General features: G+C 74.3%; 4 protein-coding genes. All 4 read right to left on the bottom strand.

Annotated elements, in window-relative coordinates:
• Complete coding sequence (locus HS99_RS18060) at positions 1 to 1,023, bottom strand: pyridoxal phosphate-dependent aminotransferase (RefSeq protein ID WP_046386243.1); 1,023 nt, start codon at positions 1,021 to 1,023, stop codon at positions 1 to 3.
• Entirely contained in the window at positions 1,023 to 2,069 is a 1,047-nt protein-coding gene (locus tag HS99_RS18055; RefSeq protein WP_030289710.1) for a class I SAM-dependent methyltransferase, read from the bottom strand. The genes HS99_RS18060 and HS99_RS18055 overlap by 1 nt, the downstream gene beginning before the upstream one ends.
• A gap of 81 nt (positions 2,070 to 2,150) precedes the next feature.
• The gene (locus HS99_RS18050) at positions 2,151 to 15,590 is read right to left on the bottom strand and encodes a non-ribosomal peptide synthetase (RefSeq protein ID WP_079151529.1); all 13,440 of its coding nucleotides are present in this window, start codon (positions 15,588 to 15,590) and stop codon (positions 2,151 to 2,153) included.
• Positions 15,591 to 15,668: 78 nt separating this feature from the next.
• Complete coding sequence (locus tag HS99_RS18045) at positions 15,669 to 25,415, bottom strand: non-ribosomal peptide synthetase (protein WP_050366367.1); 9,747 nt, start codon at positions 25,413 to 25,415, stop codon at positions 15,669 to 15,671.
• Positions 25,416 to 25,509 lie beyond the last annotated feature (94 nt).

Raw genomic sequence — 25,509 nt, 5'->3', positions numbered from 1 at the left:
CTAGCGGGGCGGGGCGACGGCCCGGTGGGCGCGGGTGAAACCTTCGATCACGGCGTCGTTGGCGTCCTTCTCGCCGACGGCGATCCGGATGCCCTGGCCCGGGTAGAAGCGGACGGCCACGCCGAGCCGCTCCAGTTCCCGCCTGACCGGCGTCTCGTCGCCGGGGGCGGACACCCAGAGGAAGTTGGTCAGGCTCGGCGGCACCGACCGGCCCAGGGCGAGCAGTTCGGCCCGCAGCCGCTCCCGTTCCCCGGCGATCTCGGCGATGCGCCGGTCCACCTCCTCCTGGGCCGCGACGGCGGCCAGCAGGCCCGCCTCCTGGAGCCGGTTCACCGCGTACGGCACCTGGTGGTCCCGTACGCGCTGCGCCACGGCCTCCTCGGCGACGGCGTAGCCGATCCGCAGCGCGGCCAGGCCGTGCGACTTGGACAGGGTGCGCAGCACCACCAGGTTCGGCCACTCGGCGATCCGGGCCGGCACGTCCGGGGCCTCCCAGCCCCGGGCGAAGTCGATGTACGCCTCGTCCAGCAGGACCAGCGCGGTGGCCGGCACCCGGCGGAGGAAGTCGGTCAGCTCCGCCCAGGAGTAGACCGTGCCGGTCGGGTTGTGCGGGTTGCACAGCACGACGATCCGGGTGCGCTCGTCCAACTGCCCGGCCATCGCGGCCAGGTCGTGCCGGGCGTCCGGGCCGAGCGGCACGGCCCGGGCCTCGGCCCCGGCGATCCGGCAGAACAGCGGGTAGGCGTCGAAGCAGGGCGCGGAGTGCACCACGTTGTCGCCGGGGCGGACGACGGAGTGGAAGAGGTCCAGCGCCACGCCCGCCGAGCCGTGGCCGACCACGACCTGGGCGGCCGGGACGGACTGCCAGTCGGCGATCAGCCCGGCGAAGCGCTCCGGGCGCAGGTCCGGGTAGCGGTTCAGGTCGGAGGCGGCGCCGGCCAGGGCGGTCAGGACGGAGGGCAGCGGCGGGTACGGGTGCTCGTTCTGGGCCAGCAGGTGTCTGGCGCCGGAGTCGCCGGCCATCAGTCGGCCTGCAGGACGTAGAGCCAGGAGTGCGGGGTGGCGAGCGCCTCGACGCGGTCGATCCGCAGTCCGGCGTCGGCGAACAGCCGCTCGTAGGTCTCCTTGGTGTGCAGCGGCACGCCCATCATCGCGTGCGCCAGCTCGAAGCCGACCGAGAAGACGGGCATCGCGCTCTGCGACTCGCCCGGGCCGCGCAGCATGGTGTCGCCGAGCACGAAGGTGTGGGCCTTCGGGAAGGCCTCGCGCATCCGGGTGAAGATCGAGGAGCGGGTGGTCGGGTCGGCCAGCAGGTCGTGCAGCAGGAAGAAGCTCATCACGGTGTCGACCTCGGCCACCTCGGCGGCCTCGGCGTCGTTGTCGATCTGGGTGCCGAGCAGGCCCAGCACGTCGGCCCGGACGGCGGTGACCCGGTCCTGCATTCCGGCCGCGGCGATGTCGGCACGGGCGATCTCGGTGGCCGGGCGGCTGATGTCGATGCCCAGGCCGCGGGAGCCCTCGCGCTGCGAGACCACCCGGCGCACCCGGGCGGAGGTGCCGCTGCCCAGGTCGGCGATGGTGCGGAAGTCGATGCCGGAGAGCACGTCGGTCAACTGCGCGGCGAACAGCGACTGGTCGCACTGGGCGGAGCCGAGGGCGACCATCGCCTCGTCGCGGTACACGTCCTCGTTGTAGCGGTGCGAGCCGGTGCTCAGGTGCCCGGCGCGGCCGAACACGTCGTGGTAGCCGCCGACGGCCCAGGTGAAGTAGCCGCGGGCGGAGGCGATCTCGATGCCCGCCTCGGTGGGCAGGAAGCCGGCGCCGTCGGCCTTGAGGTAGCCGTAGTCGGCGGCGGCGCGCAGCACGGCCTCGGTGCGCGCGGTGTCACCGGACCCGGCGGTGAGCGCGGCGGCCGAGAGCGGCTCGCCGCGGCCGATCTGCTCCAGCACGCCGATCCGGTCCAGCGCGAAGATCACGTTGGCGGCGATGAAGCCGTTGTAGGCGTCGGTCGACGAGATCGGCGCCGGGGTGACGCCGCGCCAGGAGTCGGGGATGACGGCAGTCTGCATCGGTGGTGTCCATTCCTCGTGTGGGCCGGGTCGCGGCCGCTTGGCGTGGTGGTGCGGGGGTGTCGCGGCGGGGCATGGCGTTCAGGGGTGGCGGGGCCCCTGGTCCGGCGCCGGGTGGCGCAGGCGGTCGGCGAGCACCGGGCCGATGACCGCGAGCGCCTCCGCGCCGGTCATCGCGCCGTGGGTGCTCGGCACCTCGTGGATCTCCACCCGGCCGCCCACATGGGCCCGCCAGGTCTCGGGGTCAGGGGCGTCGGCCGGGCGGTCCTTGGCGGCGACGAACACCAGCGCGTCGCCGTCGTAGCCCGGCAGCGGGGCTTCCGCGGCCAGGGCGAGGTTGGCGAGGAAGACCTCGACCACCCGGGCCACCCCGGCTCCGCTCAGCCCGGTCAGCGGGCCCTCGCCGTGCCGTACCAGCTCGGCGTAGCCGGCCTCGTCGGCGGGCCAGGCGGTGATCTCGCCGGCCGGCTGGCCGAGGGAGTCGAGGATCGCGGCGAGCAGCGCCGGGTCGCGCTCGGCCCGGTCGTCGCCCGTGAACTCGGCGTACTCGTCGAGTTCGGGATAGCCGTCCAGCACCGCGAGCAGTTCGACCTGCTCGCCCTGCTGCCGCAGCAGCGCCGCCATCGCATGGGCGACCGGGCCGCCGAAGGACCAGCCGAGCAGCGCGTACGGGCCCTCCGGGCGCACCGAGCGCAGCTCGGCCAGGTAGGTGCGGGCCATCTCGGCCAGGCTTTCCGGGTGGCGCGAGAGGTCGGCCAGCCCGGGCGCCTGGAGACCGTAGATCGGCCGCTCGGCGTCCAGGTGGCGCAGCAGGCCGGTGTACACCCAGCTGATCCCGGCCGCCGGGTGCACGCAGAACAGCGGGGGGCGGGAGCCGCGGGTGCGGATCGGCAGCAGCACCGGGAAGGCCTCCTCGGCGGGGGCGCCGTCCCGGGCTCCGGCGAGCAGCTCGGCCAGCCCGGCGACGGTCGGGGCCTGGAACAGCGCCCGGACGCCGAGGTCGTCCGTGCCGGTCAGCTCGCGCATCCCGGCGACCAGCCGCCCCGCCAGCAGCGAGTGGCCGCCCAGTTCGAAGAAGTTGTCGTCGATCCCGACCCGATCCAGGCCGAGCACATCGGCGAACAGCCCGCAGAGCACCTCCTCCAGCGGGGTGCGCGGCCCCCGGCCGCCGCCCGCGCGGCCCGGTCCGGGGGCGGGCAGCGCCCGCTCGTCGAGCTTTCCGTTCGGGGTCAGCGGCAGACGCTCCAGCGGCACCAGGGCGGCGGGCAGCATGTAGTCCGGCAGTTCGGCGGCCAGGTGGGTGCGCAGGGCGTCCGGGTCGACCGGGCCGGCGGCCGGCACCAGGTAGCCGACCAGGCGCTTCTCGCCCGGGGCGTCCTCGCGGACCACCACGGCGGCGGAGGCCACCTCCGGGCGGCGGCTGAGCACCGAGCCGATCTCGCCCAGCTCGATCCGGAAGCCGCGGATCTTCACCTGGGCGTCGATCCGGCCCAGGTAGTCCAGCTCGCCGCCGGCCGTCCAGCGGGCCAGGTCGCCGGTGCGGTACATCCGGGTGCCGGGGGCGCCGTACGGGTCGGCGACGAAGCGTTCGGCGGTCAGCCCCGGGCGGCCCAGGTAGCCGCGGGCCAGGCCGGCCCCGGCGACGTACAGTTCGCCGGGTACCCCGGCGGGCACGGGGCGCAGCCGGGAGTCCAGCAGGTAGAGCCGCAGGTCCGGGATGCCCGCGCCGATCAGCGAACGGGACTGTCCGGCGGCCGTGCCGGCGTCCAGGGGGCGGTAGGAGACGTGCACGGTGGTCTCGGTGATGCCGTACATGTTGACCAGCACCGTGGCGTCCTCGGCGTGCCGCTCGTACCAGGGTGCCAGCCGGGCCAGGTCGAGCGCCTCGCCGCCGAAGACCACCCGCCGCAGGGCGAGCAGGGCGCCGAGCTCCGGCTCCTCCTGGTCGGCCTGCATCAACTGGTAGAAGGCGGAGGGGGTCTGGTTGAGGAAGGTGACCCGCTCGCGGACCAGCAGCTCCAGGAACTCCCGGGGCGAGCGGCTGGTCTCGAAGGGCACCACGACCAGGCTGCCGCCGTGCAGCAGCGCGCCCCACAGCTCCCAGACCGAGAAGTCGAAGGCGTAGGAGTGGAACAGCGTCCAGACGTCCTCCGGGCCGGGGGAGAACCAGTGGTCGGTGGCCGCGAACAGCCGGGCGACGTTGGCGTGCGGGATCACCACGCCCTTCGGGCGGCCGGTCGAGCCCGAGGTGTAGACGACGTACGCCGGGTGGTCCGGGCCGAGCGCGGGAGCGGGGGCTCCGGCGGCGGTGCGGTCCAGTTCGGCCGCGGTCTCCGGGGTGTCGAGCAGCAGCAACGGTACTGCGGAGTCGGGAAGTCGGGCGGCGGCCACGGTGGTGGTGAGCAGCAGCTCGGGCGCGGAGTCGCGCAGGGTGTAGGCGATCCGGTCGGCCGGGTAGTCCGGGTCGATCGGCACGTAGGCGCCGCCCGCCTTGAGCACCGCCAGTACGGCCACCACCAGTTCCACCGAGCGCGGCAGGGCCAGCGCCACCAGGCGCTCGGGGCCCACTCCCCGGGCGGCGAGCAACCGCGCCAGCCGGTTCGCCCGGGCGTCCAGCTCGGCGTAGCTGACCCGCTCGTCCCGGTGGACCACCGCCACGGCCTCCGGGGTGCGGGCCGCCTGGGCCGCGAACAGGGCCGGGATGGTGGTCGGTTCGACCGGGTGCGGGTGCTGCTCGGGTCGGCTCCAGTGGTCCAGGATCAGCGTCCGCTCGGCCGGCGTCAGGATCTCCGCCTCGACGACCGGGCGGGCCGGCTCGGCCACCACGGCGGCGAGCAGTCGCTCGAAGCGCCCGCCGATGGCGGCCACCGTGGCCGGGTCGAACAGCTCCCGGGCGAACTCGACCACCACGCCGATCCCGGCCGGTGCCCCGTCCGCGTCCAGCTGCTCGCTGAAGCCGAACGCCAGGTCGAACTTGGCGAGTTCGGCCGACGGGGGTTCGATGCGGGCGGGCAGGCCGGCGAACGAGGGGGTGGCCGGTTCGCCGGTGCCGAAGGTCAGCATCACCTGGAACAGCGGGTGCCGGGCCGTCGAACGGGCCGGGTTGAGCACCTCGACCAGCCGCTCGAAGGGCACGTCCTGGTGCTCGAAGGCGTCCAGGTTGGCCAGCCGCACCCGCTCCAGCAGTTCGTGGAAGCTCGGCTCGCCGGACAGGTCGGCGCGCAGGACGAGGGTGTTGACGAAGAAGCCGATCAGCTCGTCGAGCGCCTCGTCGGTGCGGCCCGCGATCGGGGTGCCGAGCGGGATGTCGGCGCCCGCGCCCAGTCGGCTCAGGGTGGCCGCGAGCGCGGCCTGCACCACCATGAACACCGAGGAGCGGCTCGTACGCGCCAACTCCGCCATCGAGGCGTGGAGTTCGGCCGGGACGCGGAACTCGACGGTGTCTCCCGCGCGGGTCGGGAGCATCGGCCGCCTGCAGTCGTACGGGAGCGTCAGCTCCTCCGGCAGCCCGGCCAGTGTCCGCTTCCAGTAGGCGAGTTGGATGTGATGGGTGCTGCCCGGATCGTCCTCGGAGCCGAGCAGTTCGCGCTGCCACAGGGCGTAGTCGGCGTACTGGACCGGCAGCGGCTGCCAGTCGGGGGCGCTGCCGGTGCGGCGGGCCCGGTAGGCGGTGTCGAGGTCGCGCAGCAGGGGAGCGACGGACCAGCCGTCGCTGACGATGTGGTGCATCAGTACCAGCAGCACGTGCTCGTCGGCCGGGAGCGAGAGCAGCCGGGCGCGGACCGGCAGATCGACGGCCAGGTCGAAGGTCTCACGGCTCGCCTCCGCGAGGGCCTCCCGCAGCTCCTCCTCGTCCGCCACCGGGTGTACGTGCAGGGCGAGTTCGGAGGTCGCGGCGATCAGCTGGTGGGGCCGGCCGTGGGTGGTCGGGAAGGTGGTGCGCAGTACCTCGTGGCGGGTGACCACGTCGTTGAGGGCCATGGCGAGGGCGGCGGTGTCCACCGCGCCGGAGAGACGGAGGGCGAAGGGGGTGTTGTACAGGGCGCTCCGGCCCTCGAACTGGTCGATGAACCACAGCCGTTGCTGGGCGTACGAGAGCGGGACGAGCTCGGGGCGCTCCCGGGTGGTCAGCCGGGCCCGCACCGGGGTGCGGCTGTTGCCGAGGTGCTCGGCGAGGGCGGCGACCGTCGGGGCGTCGAAGAGGGTGCGGATGGGGAGTTCGGTGTCGAACGCGGTGCGGATGCGGCTGACGAGCTTGGTGGCGAGCAGGGAGTGTCCGCCGAGGTCGAAGAAGTTGCCGTCGATGCTGACGGTGGGCAGTCCGAGGGTTTCGGCGAACAGCTCGCAGAGGGCCTGTTCGGTGTCGGTGCGGGGGGCGCGCCCTTCGGGGGTGCCGGTGTGGTCGGGGGCGGGGAGGGCACGGCGGTCGACCTTGCCGTTGGGGGTGACGGGCAGGGCGTCGAGGGTGACGATCGCCGCCGGGAGCATGTAGGCGGGCAGGCGGTCGGTGACGAAGGCGCGCAGTTCGCCGGGGGTGGCTGCGCCGGTGACGTAGGCGACGAGGCGCTTGTCGCCCGGCTGGTCCTCGCGGACCATCGCCACCGCGTGGCCGACCGCCGGGTGGGCGGCGAGCGCGGCCTCCACCTCGGCGGGCTCGATGCGGAAGCCGCGGACCTTGACCTGGTCGTCGGTGCGGCCGAGAAACTCCAGGACGCCGTCCGCGCTCCAGCGGACGATGTCGCCGGTGCGGTACATCCTCTCGCCCTTTCCGGCGAACGGGCAGGCGACGAAGCGCTCGGCGGTCAGTGCTGGCCGGCCGACGTAGCCGCGGGCCAGACCGTTGCCCGCGATGTACAGCTCGCCGGGCACCCCGGCCGGGACCGGCTGGAGGGCGTCGTCGAGCACATAGGCCCGGGTGTTGGCCAGCGGACGGCCGATCGGCACCACGGCGGGGACCTCCTCACCGGGCGACATGGTGAACGTGGTCTTGATCGCCGTGGTCTCCGTCGGCGCGTAGACCGCGACCACCTCCGTCTCCGGGCACACCCGGAACAGCTGCCGCACGGCCTCCGGGGGCACCACGTCGCCGCCCGTCCACACCTGCCGGACGGCCCGGAACGCCTCCGGGGCCTCCTCGGCCATCAGCCGCAGCAGGCCCGAGGGAGCCTGTACCAGGGTGACGGCGTGCCGGGTGATGGTCGCGGCCAGGGCGGACAGGTCGAGCTGCCCGGGGGCCGCCAGCACGATCCGCCCGCCGGTCACCAGCGGCGCCCACACCTCGGTGGTGGAGGCGTCGAAGGCGGTGGGCGAGTGGAGCAGCACGCTCTCGTGGTGGCCCTGGTGGAAGTGCCGGTTGGCCAGCAGGTCGACCACGTTGCGGTGGGTCACCGCGACGCCCTTGGGAACACCGGTCGAGCCCGAGGTGTACATCACGTAGAGGAGCTGGCCGGGGAGCGAGCGCCGGCTCGCCGGCGCGGCGGCGCGGGTTCCGGTGACGTCGAGCGGGGTCGGTCCTTCGGAGGTGAGCACCGGGTGGTCGCGGTGGGACGGGTCGACCAGGACGAGCTGTGCCCGGGTGTCGGCGAGGATGTGCCGCATCCGGTCCAGCGGGTACCGGGTGTCCAGTGGGACGTAGGTGCCGCCGGCCTTGGTGACCGCGAGGATCGCCGTCACCAGGTCGGCCGAGCGGTCCATCAGGATCGCGACCGGCTCCTCCACCGCCAGCCCGCGCTCCAGCAGGACGGCCGCCAAAGCTCCGGCCCTGGCGTCCAGTTCGGCGTAGCTCAGCCGCTCGGTGTCGGAGACCACGGCGACCGCGTCGGGGGTGGCGGCGGCCTGGGCCTCGAACAGCTCGGACAGCGTGGTGTCGGCGACCGGGACGGCGGTGTCGTTCCAGCCGGTGAGGACCAGGCTCCGTTCGGCCGGGCTGAGGATCTCGATCCCGCCGATGGGCGCGTCCGGTTCGGTGACGACGGCCTCCAGGACGCGCAGCAGGCGCTCGGTGAGGGTGGTGACGGTGGCGCGGTCGAACAGGTCCGCCGCGTACTCCACCGCCGCAGCGACCCCGAGCGCCGTGCCGTCCTCGCCGTGCCGCTCGGTGAAGTTGAAGTTCAGGTCGAAGTGCGCCAGGGACTCGCCGGCGCCCTCCAGGACTCCGCTGACCTCGCCGAGGGTGAGCACGGGCGCCGGGCCGCTGCTGACGGTCAGGACCGTCTGGAAGAGCGGGTGGCGGGCCGGGGTGCGAGTGGGGTTGAGGTGTTCGACGAGCCGCTCGAAGGGGAGGTCCTGGTGCTCGAAGGCGTCCAGGTCGGCCCGGCGGACGCGGTCGAGGAGCTCGCGGAAGGTGGGGTCGCCGGAGGTGTCGGTGCGCAGGACGAGGGTGTTGACGAAGAAGCCGACCAGGTCGTCGAGGGCTTCGTCGGTGCGTCCGGCGGTCGGCGTGCCGAGTGGGAGGTCGGTGCCTGCGCCCAGGCGGGTGTAGAGGGTGGCGACGGCGGCCTGGAGGACCATGAACAGGCTGGCGCGTCCAGCGGCGGCCAACTCGGTGAGGCGGCGGTGCAGTTCGGCGTTCAGCCGGTACTCGACCGTCCCGCCGCGATGGCTCGGGAAGGCGGGCCGCGGACGATCGTAGGGGAGCGCCAGCTCCTCCGGGAGATCGGCCAGCGCGCGGCGCCAGTGGGCGAGTTGGGCAAGCTGGACGCTGCTCGGATCGTCCTCGGCGCCGAGCAGTTCGTGCTGCCACAGGGCGTAGTCGGCGTACTGGACCGGCAGCGGCTGCCAGTCGGGGGCGCTCCCGGTGCGGCGGGCCCGGTAGGCGGTGTCGAGGTCGCGCACCAGGGGCGTGACGGACCAGCCGTCGCCCGCGATGTGGTGGAGCAGGACGACCAGGGCGTGCCGGTCGGCGCCGCCGTCCGTACCGTGAGAGACCAGCGTGACCCGGATCGGCTGGTCCTCGGCGAGGCGAAACACCTCGGCGGTGGCCTCGGCCACGGCGGCCTGCAGCTCCTGTTCGTCGGCCACCCGGTGGGTGCGCAGCACGGGCCGGCCGCTCGCGGCGATCAGCTGGTGGGGCCGGCCGTCGGTGGTGGCGAGGGTGGTGCGCAGCACCTCGTGGCGGGTGACCACGTCGTTGAGGGCCTCGGTGAGGGCGGTGATGTCGATCTCGCCGGTGAGGGGGGCGACGAAGGGGGTGTTGTAGAGGGCGCTCGGGCCCTCGAACTGGTCGATGAACCAGAGCCGTTGCTGGGCCGGGGAGAGCGGGATCCGGGCCGGCCTGGTACGCCGCTGGAGCGCCGGTCGCGCCTGGGCGGCGGGCAGCGCACCGGACAGCTCGCCGACCGTGGGGTGGTCGAAGAGGGTGCGGATGGGGAGTTCGGTACCGAGGGTGGTGCGGATGCGGCTGGCGAGCTTGGTGGCGAGGAGTGAGTGTCCGCCGAGGTCGAAGAAGTTGTCGTCGATGCTGACGGCGGGCAGGTCCAGGGTTTCGGCGAAGAGCTCGCAGAGCGCCTGTTCGGTGGCGTTGCGGGGTGCGCGGCCTTCGGGGGCGCGGGTGTGGTCGGGGGCGGGGAGGGCGCGGCGGTCGACCTTGCCGTTGGGGGTGACGGGCAGGGCGTCGAGGACGACGACGGCGGCGGGGAGCATGTAGGTGGGGAGGCGGTCGGTGACGAAGGCGCGCAGTTCGCCGGGGGTGGCCGTGCCGGTGACGTAGGCGACCAGGCGCTTGTCGCCGGGTTGGTCCTCGCGGACCAGGGCGAGGGCCTGGCCGACGCCGGGGTGGGCGGTGAACGCCGTCTCGACCTCGGCGAGTTCGATCCGGAAGCCGCGGATCTTGACCTGGTCGTCGGTGCGGCCGAGGAACTCCAGGACGCCGTCCGCGCGCCGGCGGACGAGGTCGCCGGTGCGGTACATGCGAGTTCCGGGCCCGCCGTAGGGGCAGGCGACGAAGCGTTCGGCGGTGAGGGCGGGGCGGGCCACGTAGCCTCGGGCGAGGCCGTTGCCTGCGATGTACAGCTCGCCGGGGACTCCGACGGGAACGGGCTGGAGCGTGTCGTCCAGGACATACGCCCGGGTGTTGGGCAGCGGCCGGCCGATCGGGACGGTGGCGGGCACCTCGGCCAGGGTGGCCATGCGGTGGTGGGTGGCGAAGGTGGTGGTCTCGGTGGGCCCGTAGCCGTCGACCACGGTCAGGCCGGGGCAGGCGGTCATGACGCGTCGGACGGCGGCGGGGGAGACGACGTCGCCGCCGGTCCACACCTCGCGGAGGCCGGTGAAGGCACTCGGGTCCTCGGTGGCCACGACGTTGAACAGGCCGGCGGTGAACCAGGCGGCGGTGGCCGCGCCCCGGTCGATGGTGGCGGCGAGTTCGGTGACGCCGAGGCGTCCGGCGGGGGCGATGACCAGGCTGCCGCCGGAGAGCAGGGGTGCCCAGAGTTCGTAGGTGGAGGCGTCGAAGGCGGTGGGCGAGTGGACCAGGACGCGGTCGTGGCCGCCGCCCGCGAACGTCCCGCCGAGGGCGAGGTCGACGACGGAGCGGTGGGTGATGCCGATGCCCTTGGGAGTGCCGGTGGAGCCGGAGGTGTGCATCACGTACGCCAACTGGCTTCGATTTATCGCGAGTTCAAGGTTGTCGGCGGTCTCGTGGCCGACCGCGAGGGTGGTGAGTCCGGCCAGGGCGGGGTGGTCGCGGTCGGTGACGGCGATGCCGGCTCCGGCGTCGGCGAGGACGGCCCGTAGCCGCTCCTCCGGCTGGGCGTCGTCCAGCGGGACGTACGTGCCACCAGCCTTGAGGACGGCCAGCAGAGCGATCACCAGGGCCGCCGAACGGTTCAGCAGCAGCGCGACCGGGGTCTCGATGCCCACGCCCGCCTCGACCAGCCGCAGCGCCAAGCCATTGGCCCGGGCGTTGAGTTCGGCGTACGTCAGTTCCTCGCCGCCGGAGACCAGTGCGACCGCTTCGGGCGTCGTGGCGGCCTGCGCCTCGAACAGCTCCGGCACCGCTCCCGACGGCAGTTCGGCGGCGGGGCCGTGCCAGCCGGAGAGCAACTGCTCCCGCTCGGACGCGCTCAGGATCTCGATGTCGCCGATGGGTGCGTCGGGATCGCCGGCAGCGGCGTCGAGGACCCGCAGCAGGCGCTCGGCGAGGGTGGTGACCGTGGCGCGGTCGAAGAGGTCGGCCGCGTACTCGATCGCTCCGGAGAGGCCCCCCGGTCCGCTCGGTTCGGCGAAGCCGAAGGAGAGGTCGAACTTGGCCACGCTGAGGTCGAATTCGAGTTCGGCGCAGGGGAGGCCGCCGAAGGTGTCGGGAACCTTGGCCTGGTTCTCCAGGGCGATGAGGGTCTGGAAGAGCGGGTGGCGGGCGGGTGTGCGGGTGGGGTTGAGCTGCTCGACCAGGCGCTCGAAGGGAATGTCCTGGTGCTCGAAGGCGTCCAGGTCCGTGCGGCGGATGCGGTCGAGCAGTTCGCGGAAGCTGGGGTTGCCGGAGGTGTCGGTGCGCAGGACGAGGGTGTTGACGAAGAAGCCGACCAGGTCGTCGAGGGCTTCGTCGGTGCGTCCGGCGGTGGGGGTGCCGAACGGCAGGTCGGTGCCTGCGCCCAGGCGGGTGTACAGCGCGGCCACCGCGGCCTGCAGCACCATGAACAGGCTCGCGCGGTTGTCGCTGGCCAACTCGGCGAGCCGCTGGTGCAGTTCGGCGCCGACGGTGAACTCGACCAGCTCGCCCCGGTGGCTGGGCGCGGCCGGTCGCGGCCGGTCGTAGGGCAGCGCCAGATCCTCCGGCGCGTCCGTCAAGGCCTGCTGCCAGAAGTCGAGTTGCTGCCCGATCAGGCTGTCGCGGTCGTCCTCGGCGCCGAGGATCTCGCGCTGCCAGAGGGTGTAGTCGGCGTACTGGACCGGCAGCGGCTGCCACTCGGGCGCGGAGCCCTTGCTGCGGGCCCGGTAGGCCTCGCCGAGGTCGCGGAAGAGCGGGGCGACGGACCAGCCGTCGCTGGCGATGTGGTGCATCAGTACGAGCAGCACGTGCTGTTCGGCCGACAGGGAGAACAGCTGGGCGCGGATCGGCAGTTCGACGGCCAGGTCGAAGGCGTGGCCGATGGCGCGGTCCAGCAGCGCGGTCAGCTCGGTCCCGTCGCCGACGCGGGTGACGGTCAGGCGGGGCCGGAGGCCTTCGGCGATCAGCTGGTGGGGCCGGTCGTCGGCGGTCGGGAAGAGGGTGCGCAGCACCTCGTGCCGGGTGACCACGTCGTTGAGGGCCTCGGCCAGGGCGGCGGCTTCCACCTCGCCGGTCAGCCGGATCGCGAAAGGGGTGTTGTAGAGGGCGCTCGGCCCCTCGAACTGGTCGATGAACCACAGGCGTTGCTGGGCGTACGAGAGCGGGACGAGATCCGGGCGCTCCCGCGCGGTCAGGCCGGCGCGCACCGGGGTGCGGCTCTCGCCGAGGTGCTGGGCCAGCCCCGCGATGGTGGGGCTGTCGAAGAGGGTGCGGACGGGGAGTTCGGTACCGAGGACGGTGCGGATGCGGCTGGCCAGCCGGGTGGCGAGGAGGGAGTGCCCGCCGAGGTCGAAGAAGTTGTCGTCGATGCTCGGCTCGGCCAGTCCGAGGACCTCGGCGAAGAGTTCGCACAGGGTCTGTTCCATGGCGTTGCGGGGGGCGCGGCCTGCGGAGGTGGCGGTGTAGTCGGGGGCGGGAAGGGCGCGGCGGTCGACCTTGCCGTTGGGGGTGACGGGCAGGGCGTCGAGCGCGACGACGGCGGCCGGAACCATGTAGGCGGGCAGGCGGTCGGCGACGAAGGCGCGCAGCTCGTCGAGCGGGGCCGTGCCGGTGACGTAGGCGACCAGGCGCTTGTCGCCCGCCTGGTCCTGGCGGACGGTCGCGAAGGCCTGGCGGACGGCCGGGTGGGCGGCGAACGCCGCCTCCACCTCGGCGAGTTCGATCCGGAAGCCGCGGATCTTGACCTGGTCGTCCGTTCGGCCGACGAACTCCAGTTCACCCGTGGTGGTCCAGCGGGCCAGGTCGCCCGTGCGGTACATCCGGCTTCCGGGCTCGCCGTAGGGGCAGGCGACGAAGCGTTCGGCGGTGAGGGCGGGGCGGCCCACGTAGCCTCGGGCGAGGCCGTTTCCCGCGATGTACAGCTCGCCGGGGACTCCGACGGGGACGGGCCGGAGGGTGTCGTCCAGGACGTACGTCCGGGTGTTGGGCAGGGGCCGGCCGATCGGGACGGCGCCCGCGAGCTCGGCGGCAGCGGTCACGGGGTGGCGGGTGGCAAAGGTGGTGGTCTCGGTGGGCCCGTAGCCGTTCACCACCCGTAGGCCGGGGCAGGCCTGCAGGACCCGCCGGACGGCGGCCGACGAGACGATGTCCCCGCCCGTCCAGACCTCCCGCAGCCCGGCGAAGGTCTGCGGGGCCTCGGTGGCCAGCACGTTGAAGAGGCCGACCGTCATCCAGGCGGCGGTGGCCGCGCCCCGGTCGATGGTGGCGGCGAGTTCGGTGACGCCGAGGCGTCCGGCGGGGGCGATGACCAGGCTGCCGCCGGAGAGCAGGGGTGTCCAGAGTTCGTAGGTGGAGGCGTCGAAGGCGGTGGGCGAGTGGACCAGGACGCGGTCGTGGCCGCCGCCTGCGAAGGTGCCGCCGAGGGCGAGGTCGACGACGGAGCGGTGGGTGATGCCGATGCCCTTGGGGGTGCCGGTGGAGCCGGAGGTGTGCATCACGTACGCCAACTGGGCGCAGTCCAAGCGCCTTTCGAGGTTGTCGGCGGTCTCGTGGCCGACCGCGAGGGTGGTGAGTCCGGCCAGGGCGGGGTGGTCGCGGTCGGTGACGGCGATGCCGGCTCCGGCGTCGGCGAGGACGGCCCGTAGCCGCTCCTCCGGCTGGGCGTCGTCCAGCGGGACGTACGTGCCACCGGCCTTGAGGACGGCCAGCAGGGCGATCACCAGGGCGGGGGCACGCTCCAGCAGCACCGCGACCGGCGTCTCGGTGCCCACGCCCGCCTCGACCAGCCGCAGCGCCAAGCCATTGGCCCGGGCGTTGAGTTCGGCGTACGTCAGTTCCTCGCCGCCGCAGACCAGCGCGACCGCCTCGGGCGTCGTGGCGGCCTGCGCCTCGAACAGCTCCGGCACCGCTCCCGACGGCAGTTCGGCGGCGGGTCCGGCCCAGCCGGTCAGCAGTTGCTCCCGCTCGGCCGGGCTCAGGATCTCGATCGTGCTGAGGGGCGCGTCCGGGTCGGCGGCGGCCGCCCGCAGCACCCGGGTCAGGCGCTGGCCCATGGTGGCGGCGGTGGCGTGGTCGAACAGGTCGGTCGCGTACTCCACGGCTCCGGTCAGGCCGTTGGCGACGCCGTCGACGTCGTGCTGCTCGACGAAGGCGAAGGACAGGTCGAACTTGGCCAGGCGCTGGTCGAGGAGGTGCTCCCGGCAGGTGAGTCCGGCGAAGTCCGAGGGGAGGTCCTCGTCGCTGTCCAGCGTCACCATGGTCTGGAACATCGGGTGCCGGGCCGGGGTGCGGGCGGGGTTGAGCTGCTCGACGAGGCGCTCGAAGGGGATGTCCTGGTGGTCGAAGGCGTCCAGGTCGAGCTGTCGGACGCGCTCCAGCAGGCCGCGGAAGCTCGGGTCGCCGGAGGTGTCGGTGCGCAGGACGAGGGTGTTGACGAAGAAGCCGACCAGGTCGTCGAGGCCCTCGTCGGTGCGTCCGGCCACGGCCGTGCCCAGCGGGAGGTCGGTGCCCGCGCCGAGCCGGGTGTACAGCGCGGCCACCGCGGCCTGCAGCACCATGAACAGGCTGACCCGTTCCGCTGCCGCCAACTCGACCAGGTCGACGTACAGTTGGGATTCGAGGGTGAGATCGGCGGCGCCGCCGAGATGGCTGGGCGCGTTGGGGCGCGGCCGGTCGCAGGGGAGGGCCAGCTCCTCGGGCGCCCCGGCCAGGACGTCCTGCCAGTAGGCGAGTTGGGTGGCGAGCACGCTCTCCGGGTCGTCCTCGGTGCCGAGCACCTCGTGCTGCCACAGGGTGTAGTCGGCGTACTGGACGGGCAGCGGCTCCCACTGCGGCTCGGCGCCGGCGCGGCGGGCCCGGTAAGCGGCGTCCAGGTCGCGGAAGAGCGGCGGGACGGACCAGGCGTCGCTGGCGATGTGGTGCATCAGCACCAGCAGTACGTGCTCCTCGGCGGAGAGCGAGAACAGCGTGCAGCGTACGGGCAGTTCGGCCGCGAGGTCGAAGACGTGCCGCACCGCCCGGTCCACCGCTGCGGTCAGCTCGCGCTCGTCGGTCACCGCCACGGTGGCCACCTCGACGGAGGTGACGGCGGGGTTGTCCGGTTCGGCGATCGACTGCCGGGGCCGGCCGTCGGTGGCCGGGAAGGTGGTGCGCAGCACCTCGTGCCGGGCGAGTACGTCCCGCAGGGCGAGGGAGAGGACGGCGGCGTCGATCTCGCCGTTCAGCCGGACGGCGAACGGAGTGTTGTAGAGCGCGCTCCGGCCTTCGAGCTGTTCGATGAACCACAGCCGTTGCTGCGCGAACGACAACGGGATCAAGGTCTGCCTCCGGCGGGTGACGTGCTGAGTGGGGACTGGGCGGTCGGGCCACCGGGGACGGCCGGTGGCGCGTGTGACCTACGACGGGCTGCCGGGCCGGCGCATCGGCCTGAGGGCGGGCCGGGCCTTGCGGGCCGCGGGCAGCGCGCCGGACAGCTCGCCGACCGTGGGGTGGTCGAAGAGGGTACGGATCGACATCTCGACGCCGAGGGCGGAGCGGATGCGGCTGACCAGCTTGGTGGCGAGCAGGGAGTGCCCGCCCAGATCGAAGAAGCCGTCGTCGATGCTGACCGTGGCCAGGCCGAGCACCTGGGCGAACAGCTCGCACAGGCGCTGTTCGCGGGCCGTCCTGGGTGCGCGGCCTTCGGGGGCGCGGGTGTGGTCGGGGGCGGGGAGGGCGCGGCGGTCGACCTTGCCGTTGGGGGTGACGGGCAGGGCGTCGAGGACGACGACGGCGGCGGGGAGCATGTAGGCGGGGAGGCGGTCGGTGACGAAGGCGCGCAGTTCGCCGGGGGTGGCCGTGCCGGTGACGTAGGCGACCAGGCGCTTGTCGCCGGGTTGGTCCTCGCGGACCAGGGCGAGGGCCTGGCCGACGCCGGGGTGGGCGGTGAACGCCGTCTCGACCTCGGCGAGTTCGATCCGGAAGCCGCGGATCTTGACCTGGTCGTCGGTGCGGCCGAGGAACTCCAGGACGCCGTCCGCGCGCCGGCGGACGAGGTCGCCGGTGCGGTACATGCGAGTTCCGGGCCCGCCGAAGGGGCAGGCGACGAAGCGCTCGGCGGTGAGGTCCGGGCGGTCGACGTAGCCCCGGGCCAGCCCGGCGCCGGCGATGTACAGCTCGCCGGGCACTCCGGCCGGAACGGGCTGCAGGGTGTCGTCGAGCACGTACGTTTGGGTGTTGGCCATCGGGCGGCCGATGGGAACGACGTCCGGCACCGACTCCGCCGAGGAGAACGGAAGTTGGGTCGCGCAGAGGGTGATCTCGGTGGGGCCGTAGAGCACCCGTACCCCGATCCCCGGGACTGCTGCCAGCACCCGGCGGACGGCGGGCGCGGAGACCACGTCCCCGCCCGTCAGCACCTCGCGCACACCTTCGAAGACGCCCGGCTCCTCCTCCGCGATCACCCGGAACAGCCCTGCGGTGACGTGCACATGGGTGAGCCGGTGGGCCCGGACCAGCCCGCGGATGGCGGCGGCGTCCAGGTCGCCCCGCGGCGCGACGACCACCTGGCCGCCGGAGAGCAGCGGCGCCCACAGCTCGTAGGTCGAGGCGTCGAAGGCGTGCGGGGCGTGGAACAGGACCCGCAGGCCGTCGGGGTGCTGCCAGCACGGGTCCGAGGCGAGCTGCACCACGTCCCGGTGGGTGATGGCGATGCCCTTGGGCTTGCCGGTGGAGCCGGAGGTGAACATCACGTAGGCGAGCTGCTCCGGGTGGGGTGCGGCGCGGTGGGCGCGCCGCCGGCGCGGGCCGTCGAACCAGCCCTCGGTGAGCGCCAGGACGGGGCAGGGGGCGTCGGTGGCCAGCGGGTGGTCCCGGTGCGCGGGGTCGACCAGGACGAGCGCCGCGCCGGTGCCGGCGGTGATCTGCCGCAGCCGCTCGGCCGGGTGCCGGTCGTCCAGCGGGACGTAGGCGCCACCGGCCTTGGTGACCGCGAGGATCGCCGTCACCAGCTCGGCGGAGCGGTCCATCAGCAGGACGACCGGGGTGTCGGCGCCGATCCCGGCCTCGGCCAGGTGGGCGGCCAGGTGCTCGGCCCGGGAGTCCAGTGCGGCGTAGCTCAGCCGGGTGTCGCCGCAGACCAGGGCGACGGCGTCGGGGGTGGCGGCGGCCCGGGCCTCGAACAGCTCGGGCAGGGTGGCGTCCGGGACGGGCACGGCGGTGTCGTTCCAGCCGGTGAGCAGCTGCTCGCGCTCGGCCGGGGCGAGGACGTCGATGCCATTGATCGGCGCGTCGGGGTCGGCCGCGACGGCGCGCAGCACCCGCAGCAGCCGCTCGGCGAGGGCGGTCCCGGTGGTGGCGTCGAACAGGTCGGTCGCGTACTCGACGGCCACCGTCAGGCCGGCCCGGGGGCTGGGGGCCTGCTCGGTGAAGCGGAAGGACAGGTCGAACTTGGCCACGTCCAGCTCGAAGGGGTGCTCCGCGCAGGCCAGTTCGCCGAAGGTGGCGGGTACCGCGGCGCGGCTCTCCAGGGCCACCAGGGTCTGGAAGAGCGGATGGCGGCCCGGGGTGCGTGTCGGGTTGAGCTGCTCGACGAGGCGCTCGAAGGGGATGTCCTGGTGGTCGAAGGCGTCCAGGTCGGTGCGGCGCACGCGCTCCAGCAGCTCGCGGAACGTGGGGTTGCCGGAGGTGTCGGTGCGCAGCAGCAGGGTGTTGACGAAGAAGCCGACCAGGTCGTCCAGGGCGGCGTCGGTGCGTCCGGCGACGGGGGTGCCGAGCGGCAGGTCGGTGCCTGCGCCGAGGCGGGTGTAGAGGGTGGCGACCGCGGCCTGCAGGACCATGAACAGACTGGCGTTCTGCATGGTTGCCAACTCGGCCAGGGCCGAGTGGAGTTCGGCGCCGACGGCGGCCTCCGCCAGTCCGCCGCGGTGGCTCGGCGTGGCCGGGCGCGGGCGGTCGTAGGGCAGTGCCAGTTCCTCGGGGGCGCCGGCCAGGGCCTGTTGCCAGTGGGCGAGTTGCCCGGTGAGCAGGGCGGTGGGCTGCTCCTGGGTGCCGAGCAGTTCGCGCTGCCAGAGGGCGTAGTCGGCGTACTGGACGGGCAGCGGCTGCCAGGCCGGTGCGGTGCCGGCGCTGCGGGCCCGGTAGGCGGTGGCGAGGTCGCGGAAGAGCGGGGCGACGGACCAGCCGTCACCGGCGATGTGGTGCATCAGCACCAGCAGCACGTGCTCGTCGTGCGGCAGGGAGAACAGCGTGCAGCGGACGGGGAGTTCGGTCGCGAGGTCGAAGACCTGCCCGCCGGCCGCGGCCAGGGCGGTGCGCAGCTCCTCCTCGGTGGCCACCGGAACGGCACGCAGCGGGAGTCGGGGTGCCTCGGTGACCAGCTGGTGGGGCTGGCCGTCGGTGGTCGGGACGAGGGTGCGCAGCACCTCGTGCCGGGCCACCACGTCCCGCACCGCCCGCTCGAGGGCGGTGATGTCGACCACGCCGGTGAGCCGGACCGCGACAGGTGTGTTGTAGAGCGCGCTCGGCCCCTCGAACTGCTCGATGAACCACAGGCGTTGCTGGGCGGGGGAGAGCGGGACGAGCGCGGGCCGGTCGGCGGGCCGCAGGGCCGGGCGGACCGGGCCGGTGCGGGGCAGCGCGGTGGTCAGGGCGGCCACGGTGGGGTGGTCGAAGAGGGTGCGGATCGGCAGCTCCGCGCCGAGCGCGGTGCGGATGCGGCTGACCAGCTTGGTGGCGAGCAGGGAGTGCCCGCCCAGGTCGAAGAAGTTGTCGTCGATGCTCACCTCGGCCAACCCGAGCACTTCGCCGAACAGTTGACATAGCGACCGCTCCGCGTCGGTGCGCGGTGCGCGGCCCTCGCTGCCGCTGTAGTCGGGGGCGGGCAGGGCGCGGCGGTCGACCTTGCCGTTGGGGGTGACGGGCAGGGCGTCGAGGGTGACGATCGCCGCCGGGAGCATGTAGGCGGGCAGGCGGTCTGCGACGAAGGCGCGCAGTTCCTCGGGGCCGGCCGCGCCGGTGGCGTAGGCGACCAGGCGCTTGTCGCCCGGCCGGTCCTCGCGGACCAGGACGGCGACCTGGCCGACGGCCGGGTGGGCGGTGAACGTGGCCTCGACCTCGCCGAGTTCGATCCGGAAGCCGCGGACCTTGACCTGGTTGTCCGCTCGACCGACGAACTCCAGTTCGCCCGCGAGGTTCCAGCGGGCGATGTCGCCGGTGCGGTACATCCGGGCGCCGGGCTCGCCGAAGGGGCAGGCGACGAAGCGCTCGGCGGTCAGGGCCGGCCGCCCGACGTAACCCCGGGCGAGGCCGTTCCCCGCCAGGTACAGCTCCCCGGGGACGCCCACCGGCACCGGGCGCAGCCCGGCGTCCAGCACGTACGCCCGGGTGTTGGCCAGCGGGCGGCCGATCGGGACGACGCCGGGCACCTCGGCCGCGTCGGCCATGGGGTGGTGGGTGGCGAAGGTGGTGGTCTCGGTGGGCCCGTAGACGTTCACCAGCTTCAGGCCGGGGCAGCTCTCCAGCACCCGGCGCATGGCGGCGGGCGAGGCGATGTCTCCGCCCGTCCACACCTCGCGCAGCCCGGTGAAGGTCTGCGGGGCCTCGGCGGCCAGCACGTTGAAGAGGCCGACCGACATCCAGGCGGCGGTCACCCCGCCCCGCCCGATGGTGTCGGCGAGCTCGGCGACCCCGAGGCGTCCGGCGGGGGCGATGACGAGCCGGCCGCCGGAGAGCAGGGGCGCCCAGAGTTCGTAGGTGGAGGCGTCGAACGCGGTGGGCGCGTGGACCGGGACGACGGCGTGGCCGCCGCCCGCGAACGTCCCGCCGAGGGCGAGGTCGACGACGGCGCGGTGGGTGATGCCGATGCCCTTGGGGGTGCCGGTCGAGCCGGAGGTGTGCATCACGTACGCCAACTGGGCGCCGTCCGAGCGACTTTCGAGGTTGTCGGCGGTCTCGTCGCCGACCGCGAGCGTGGTCAGTCCGGCCAGGGCGGGGTGGTCGCGGTCGGTGACGGCGACGGTGGCGCCCGCGTCGGCGAGGACGGCCCGCAGGCGCTCCTCGGGCTGGGCATCGTCCAGCGGGACGTACGTGCCACCGGCCTTGAGGACGGCCAGCAGCGCGATCACCAGGGCGGGGGAACGCTCCAGCAGCACCGCGACCGGTGTCTCGGTGCCGACCCCCGCCTCGACCAGCCGCAGCGCCAAGCCGTTGGCGCGGGCGTTGAGTTCGGCGTACGTCACTTCCTGGCCGCCGGAGACCAGCGCGACGGCCTCCGGTGTCGCGGCGGCCTGCGCCTCGAACAGCTCCGGCACCGCTCCCGACGGCAGCTCGGTGACGGGGCCGTGCCAGGAGGACAGCAGCTGCTCGCGCTCGTCATCGGTCAACACATCGACGGTGGCGACGAGTTCGGCCGGGTCGGCGACGATCCGGTCGAGCAGGGCGAGGAAGCGGTCCAGCAGGGCGCGTGCCTCGGCGGGGGTGAAGGCGTCCGGCTGGTGGTCCAGACGCAGCTGGAGGCCGTCGCCGGGGGTGAGGGCCAGCAGCAGCGGGTAGTGGGCGCTGTCGACGTCCTCGACCAGGGTGACGCGGGTGGCGCCGCTCGGATCCGCCTCGTCCAGGGCGGACGGGTCCGGGTAGTTGCCGTAGACCGTGACGGTGTCGAACAGGCTTCCCAGTCCGGCGAGTTGCTGAATCTCGGTGAGGCTGAGGTGCTGGTGGTCGAGCAGCGCGGACTGCTCGTGCTGCAGGCGCAGCAGCAGCTGCCCCCAGCTCTCGGCCGGGTCGAGGGTGACCCGTACCGGCACGGTGTTGATGAGCAGGCCCATCATCCGCTCCACGCCCGGCAGGTCGTGCGGCCGGCCGGAGACGGTGGTGCCGAAGAGCACGTCCTCCCGACCGGTGAGCCGGGCCAGCAGCACGCCCCAGGCGGCCTGGACGAGGGTGTTCAGGGTGACGCCGTAGCGGCGGGCGGTGCGGCCCAGCGCCTCGGTGGCCTCGGGGGTGAGGCCGGTGTGCAGGCGGAGCGGCAGCTGCGGGGTGGCGGGGGTTCGGCCCGGTGCGAGCAGGGTGGGCTCGTCCACTCCGGCGAGGGCCTCGGCCCAGGCGGTGCGGGCGGCGGCAGCGTCGCGCCGGGTGATCCAGCGCAGGTACTCGCGGTAGGGGACGGCCGGGGGCAGCGGCTGCCCGAAGTACAGGCTCCACAGTTCCTCGGCGAACAGCGGGGTGGACCAGCCGTCCAGCAGGATGTGGTGCGCGGCGGCGATCAGCCGGTGACGGCCGGGGGCCAGGGTGAGCAGGGTGTAGCGCAGCAGCGGCGGCCGGGCGAGGTCGAAGCGGCGGCCGTACTCGGCGGCGGCGATCCGGTCGGCCTCGGCCGCCGGGTCGGCGTGGGCGGTCAGGTCGAGGACGGTGAAGGGCAGTTCGACCCGGTCCGGGACGGCCTGGACGGGCGGTCCGTCGGGGCGCTGGTGGAAGCCGGCCTTGAGGTTGGGCTGGCGCAGCAGCAGCGCCTCGGCGGCGGCGCGCAGCCGCCCGGCGTCGACGGGGCCGGTCAGGTCGAAGGTGCAGACGGAGGTGTAGACGTCGGCGCCCTCGGTGTCGTACGCGGCGTGGAAGGCCATGCCCTGCTGGAGCGGGGAGGTGGGCCAGACGTCCACCAGGGCGGCGGGGGCGTGGAGTTCGCTGAGCCGGTCCAGCTCCTCCTGACCGAGGGCGACCAGCGGGAAGTCGGAGGGGGTGTGCCCGCCGGCGTCCGGCCGTTCGGCGTGCTCGGCGAGGGCGCCCAGTGCGGTGAACCACGCCTCGGCGAGCGCGCGGACCCGCTCCTCGTCGAGCAGTTCGCCGGCCCAGGACCACTGGGCGACGAGCAGCGGGCCCTGCGGGGTGTCGACGGTGGTGGCGTCCAGGCCCAGGACCCGGCCGAGAGCGAGGCCCGGGGCGGCGCCCTCGGTCATCGCCTCGGCCCCGGCGAGGACGTCCTCGGCGGTGACGCCCTCGGGCTGGAAGCGGCCCAGGTAGTTGAACTCGACCTGCGGTTCGGCGTAGCCCGCGAGCAGCTCGGCGGTGGCCGGATTGAGGTGGCGCAGCAGGCCGTAGCCGATGCCGTAGTCCGGTACGGCGCGCAGCTGCTCCTTCACCCGGCCGAGGGCGCGGCCGAGTTCGGGGCCGGCGGAGGTGACCTCGGACCAGGGCAGCGCCCCGGGGGCCAGCCGTACGGGGTAGAGGGAGGTGAACCAGCCGGCGGTGCGGTGGAGGTCGACGCCGTCGACGATCTCCTCGCGGCCGTGGCCCTCCAGGCCGAGCAGGACCGCGCCGTCCGGCCCGGCCGGGGCCCCGCCGCGCCAGTGGCCGAGGGCGAGCGCCAGTGCGGTGAGCAGGACGTCGTTGACCTGGGCGTGGTAGGCCGCGGTGACGCGGGTGAGCAGGGCCTGGGTGGTTCGGGCGGGCAGCACGAGGCGCAGGGTGCCCTCGGTGGCGTAGGTGTCCCGGGCGGGGTCGAGGGGGCGTTCGCCGAGCAGCGGGTCCGGCGTGGCCAGGGCGGCCTGCCAGGAGGGGAGTTCGGCAGCCCGGCGGTCGGTGCGGGCCTCGGCGGTGAGCAGCTGGGCCCAGCGGCGGAAGGAGGTGGGCACCGGCGGCAGCGCCGGCTCGCGGCCCTCGCGGGCGGCGGCGAGCGCGGCGAGCAGGTCCTCCTCGACGATGCGCCAGGTGACGCCGTCCACCACCAGGTGGTGGATCACCAGCAGCAGCCGGACGGGCAGTTCCGGGCCGGCGTCGAAGCGGACGGCCTGCAGCATCCGGCCGTCCTCGGGGGAGAGGCGGTCGCGGGCGGCTCCGGTCTCGGCGCGCAGCGCCTCCGCGGTGGCCGGGCCGGTGGCGGCGCGCAGCACGGACGCGGCGGGGACGGCGCCGGGGGCGGGGACGTGCAGCGTCCAGGGGCGCTCGGCGAGCGGGGAGGTACGGGCCCGGAGCACGTCGTGGTGGTCGAGCAGGGACTGCAGTGCGGTGGCCAGTTCGGTCTGCGACGTCCCGGCGGGGAGGGTGAGCAGGGTGGACTGGTAGAAGCTCTCGACGGCGCCGTGCTGTTCGGACAGCCAGTGCACGACGGGCGTCGGCAGCACGTCGCCGAGGCCGGCCCCCTCGGGCTCGACCGCGACCGGGCCCTCCAGCGGGCGGGCGATCCGGGCCAGCGCCTCGACGCTCGGGGCGTCGAAGACCGACCGGGGGGTGAGCTGCAGTCCGGCGTGCCGGGCCCGGGAGACCAGCTGGATGGCCACGATGGAGTCGCCGCCGAGCTCGAAGAAGGACTCGGTGACGCCGACCCGGGGGATCCCCAGCACCTCGGCGAACAGCCGGGCGAGGGTGTGCTCCAGCTCCCCGGCGGGGGCCCGCCCGCCCTCCTCGGCCGCGCCGAACACCGGTGCCGGCAGGGCGAGCTTGTCGACCTTGCCGTTGGGCGTGAGCGGCAGCCGGTCGAGCACCACGACGGTGGGCACCATGTGGTCGGGCAGCCGCTCGGCGCAGTGGGCACGCAGCTCGGCCGGGTCGGCGGCGCCGACGGTGTAGCCGACCAGCCGGCGCTCGCCCGGGCGGTCCTCGCGCACCAGCACCACGGCCTGGCCCACCCCGGGGTGGGCGGAGAGGGTCTGCTCGACCTCGCCGAGCTCCACCCGGAAGCCGCGGATCTTCACCTGGTCGTCGGCCCGGCCGTGGAAGTCCAGCTGGCCGTCGGGCCGGCGGCTGCCGAGGTCGCCGGTGCGGTACATCCGTTCCCCGGGTTCGCCGAACGGGCAGGCGACGAAGCGGTCGGCGGTCAGTGCGGGGCGGCCCAGGTAGCCGCGGGCCAGGTGCGGGCCGGAGACGTACAGTTCGCCCACGGTGCCCGGCTCGACCGGGCGCAGCCGTTCGTCCAGCACGTGGACGCGCACGTCCTGGCAGGGGTGGCCGATCGGGGGCTGCTCGGCGCCGGTGAGCGGCTCGCTCATGGTGACGATGACGGTGGTTTCGGTCGGACCGTAGCTGTTGAGCATCAGGCGGTCGCGGCCGAGCCGGGCGGCCAGCTCGCGCGGGACGGCCTCGCCGCCGCCGATCAGGGTGCGCAGGCTGGGCATCGGGGCGTCCGGCAGGGTGGCGGCCATCGCGGTGGCGACGTCGGCGTGGGTGACGCCGTACCGGTCGATCAGGGCGGCCAGCGCGTCGCCGACCAGCTGGCTCTGCTCGCGGGGGAGAACGAGCGCGGCGCCGGTGGTCAGAGCCACCGCCAGGTCGGAGACGGACACGTCGAAGCTGAGCGAGGCGGCCTGGAGCACCCGGCTGCCGGGGCCGACCCCGGTGGCGGCGACCTGGGTGCCGATCATGCTGGGCAGCCCGGTGTGGGTGACGGCCACGCCCTTGGGCACGCCGGTGGAGCCGGAGGTGTAGATGACGTACGCGGTGTTCCCGGCGCTCAGCGGCCGCACCCGTTCGGCGGCGGTGAACGGGGTGCCGGGCCGGGCGGCGAGCCCGGAGAGGTGCGCGGGGGAGTCGAGCAGCAGCCGGGGGGCGCCGGTGTCGGGCAGCCGCTCGGCGGTGGCCGCGGTGGTGAGCACCAGGGCGGCGCGGGAGTCGGTGAGCATGTGGCGCAGCCGCTCGGCCGGGTAGGCCGGGTCGGCGGGCAGCCAGGCGGCGCCGGTCTTGGCCACGGCGAGGATCGCGGCGACGGCCTCGGGGGACTTCGGCAGGGCGAGCGCGACGACGTCCTCGGTGCCCAGGCCGCGGTCCGCGAGCACCCGGGCCAGCCGGTTGGCGCGGGCGTCCAGTTCGGCGTACGTGAGGGTGGTGTCGTCCGCGTACAGTGCGGGGGCCTGCGGGGTGCGGGCCACCTGGGCGTCGACCAGCCCGGTGAGGGTGGGGCGCGGATCGGGGTGGGCCGGGGCCCGGTCGGCCAGCCGGGTGGCCAGCGCGGACGGAGTGGGGGCGTCCAGCAGGAGCGGCAGCGGCACGCGGAAGCCGAGCTCGGCGCGCACCCGGGCCAGCAGCCGCACGGCGGCGGGTCGGTCACCGCCCAGCTCGAAGAAGCCCGCCGCGGGGTCGACCGAATCCCGGCCGAGCACCTCCGCGAACAGTCGACACAGCTCCTCGGCCGATGCCGGCCGCGGATCGGCTCTGTGCGTCTGCTGGTCCCCGGACATGTGCGTCTCTCCCTCGTTGCGGCTTGACCCGCGGGGCGGTCGGCCCGGTCGGCCCGTGGTGTCCGGGCGGCCGGCGGAGCGTGTGGTGGGGCGG

It is taken from the genome of Kitasatospora aureofaciens (genome assembly GCF_001188955.3).
Taxonomy (GTDB): Bacteria; Actinomycetota; Actinomycetes; order Streptomycetales; family Streptomycetaceae; genus Kitasatospora; species Kitasatospora aureofaciens.
Note: the sequence above shows the minus strand (reverse complement) of the source record. Positions and strands in the feature narration are given on the sequence as shown.

Bases quoted from the DNA above. Each gene is read 5' to 3' on its own strand.
- HS99_RS18060 (WP_046386243.1), bottom strand. From the start codon at position 1,023: ATGGCCGGCGACTCCGGCGCCAGACACCTGCTGGCCCAGAACGAGCAC.
- HS99_RS18055 (WP_030289710.1), bottom strand. From the start codon at position 2,069: ATGCAGACTGCCGTCATCCCCGACTCCTGGCGCGGCGTCACCCCGGCG.
- HS99_RS18045 (WP_050366367.1), bottom strand. From the start codon at position 25,415: ATGTCCGGGGACCAGCAGACGCACAGAGCCGATCCGCGGCCGGCATCG.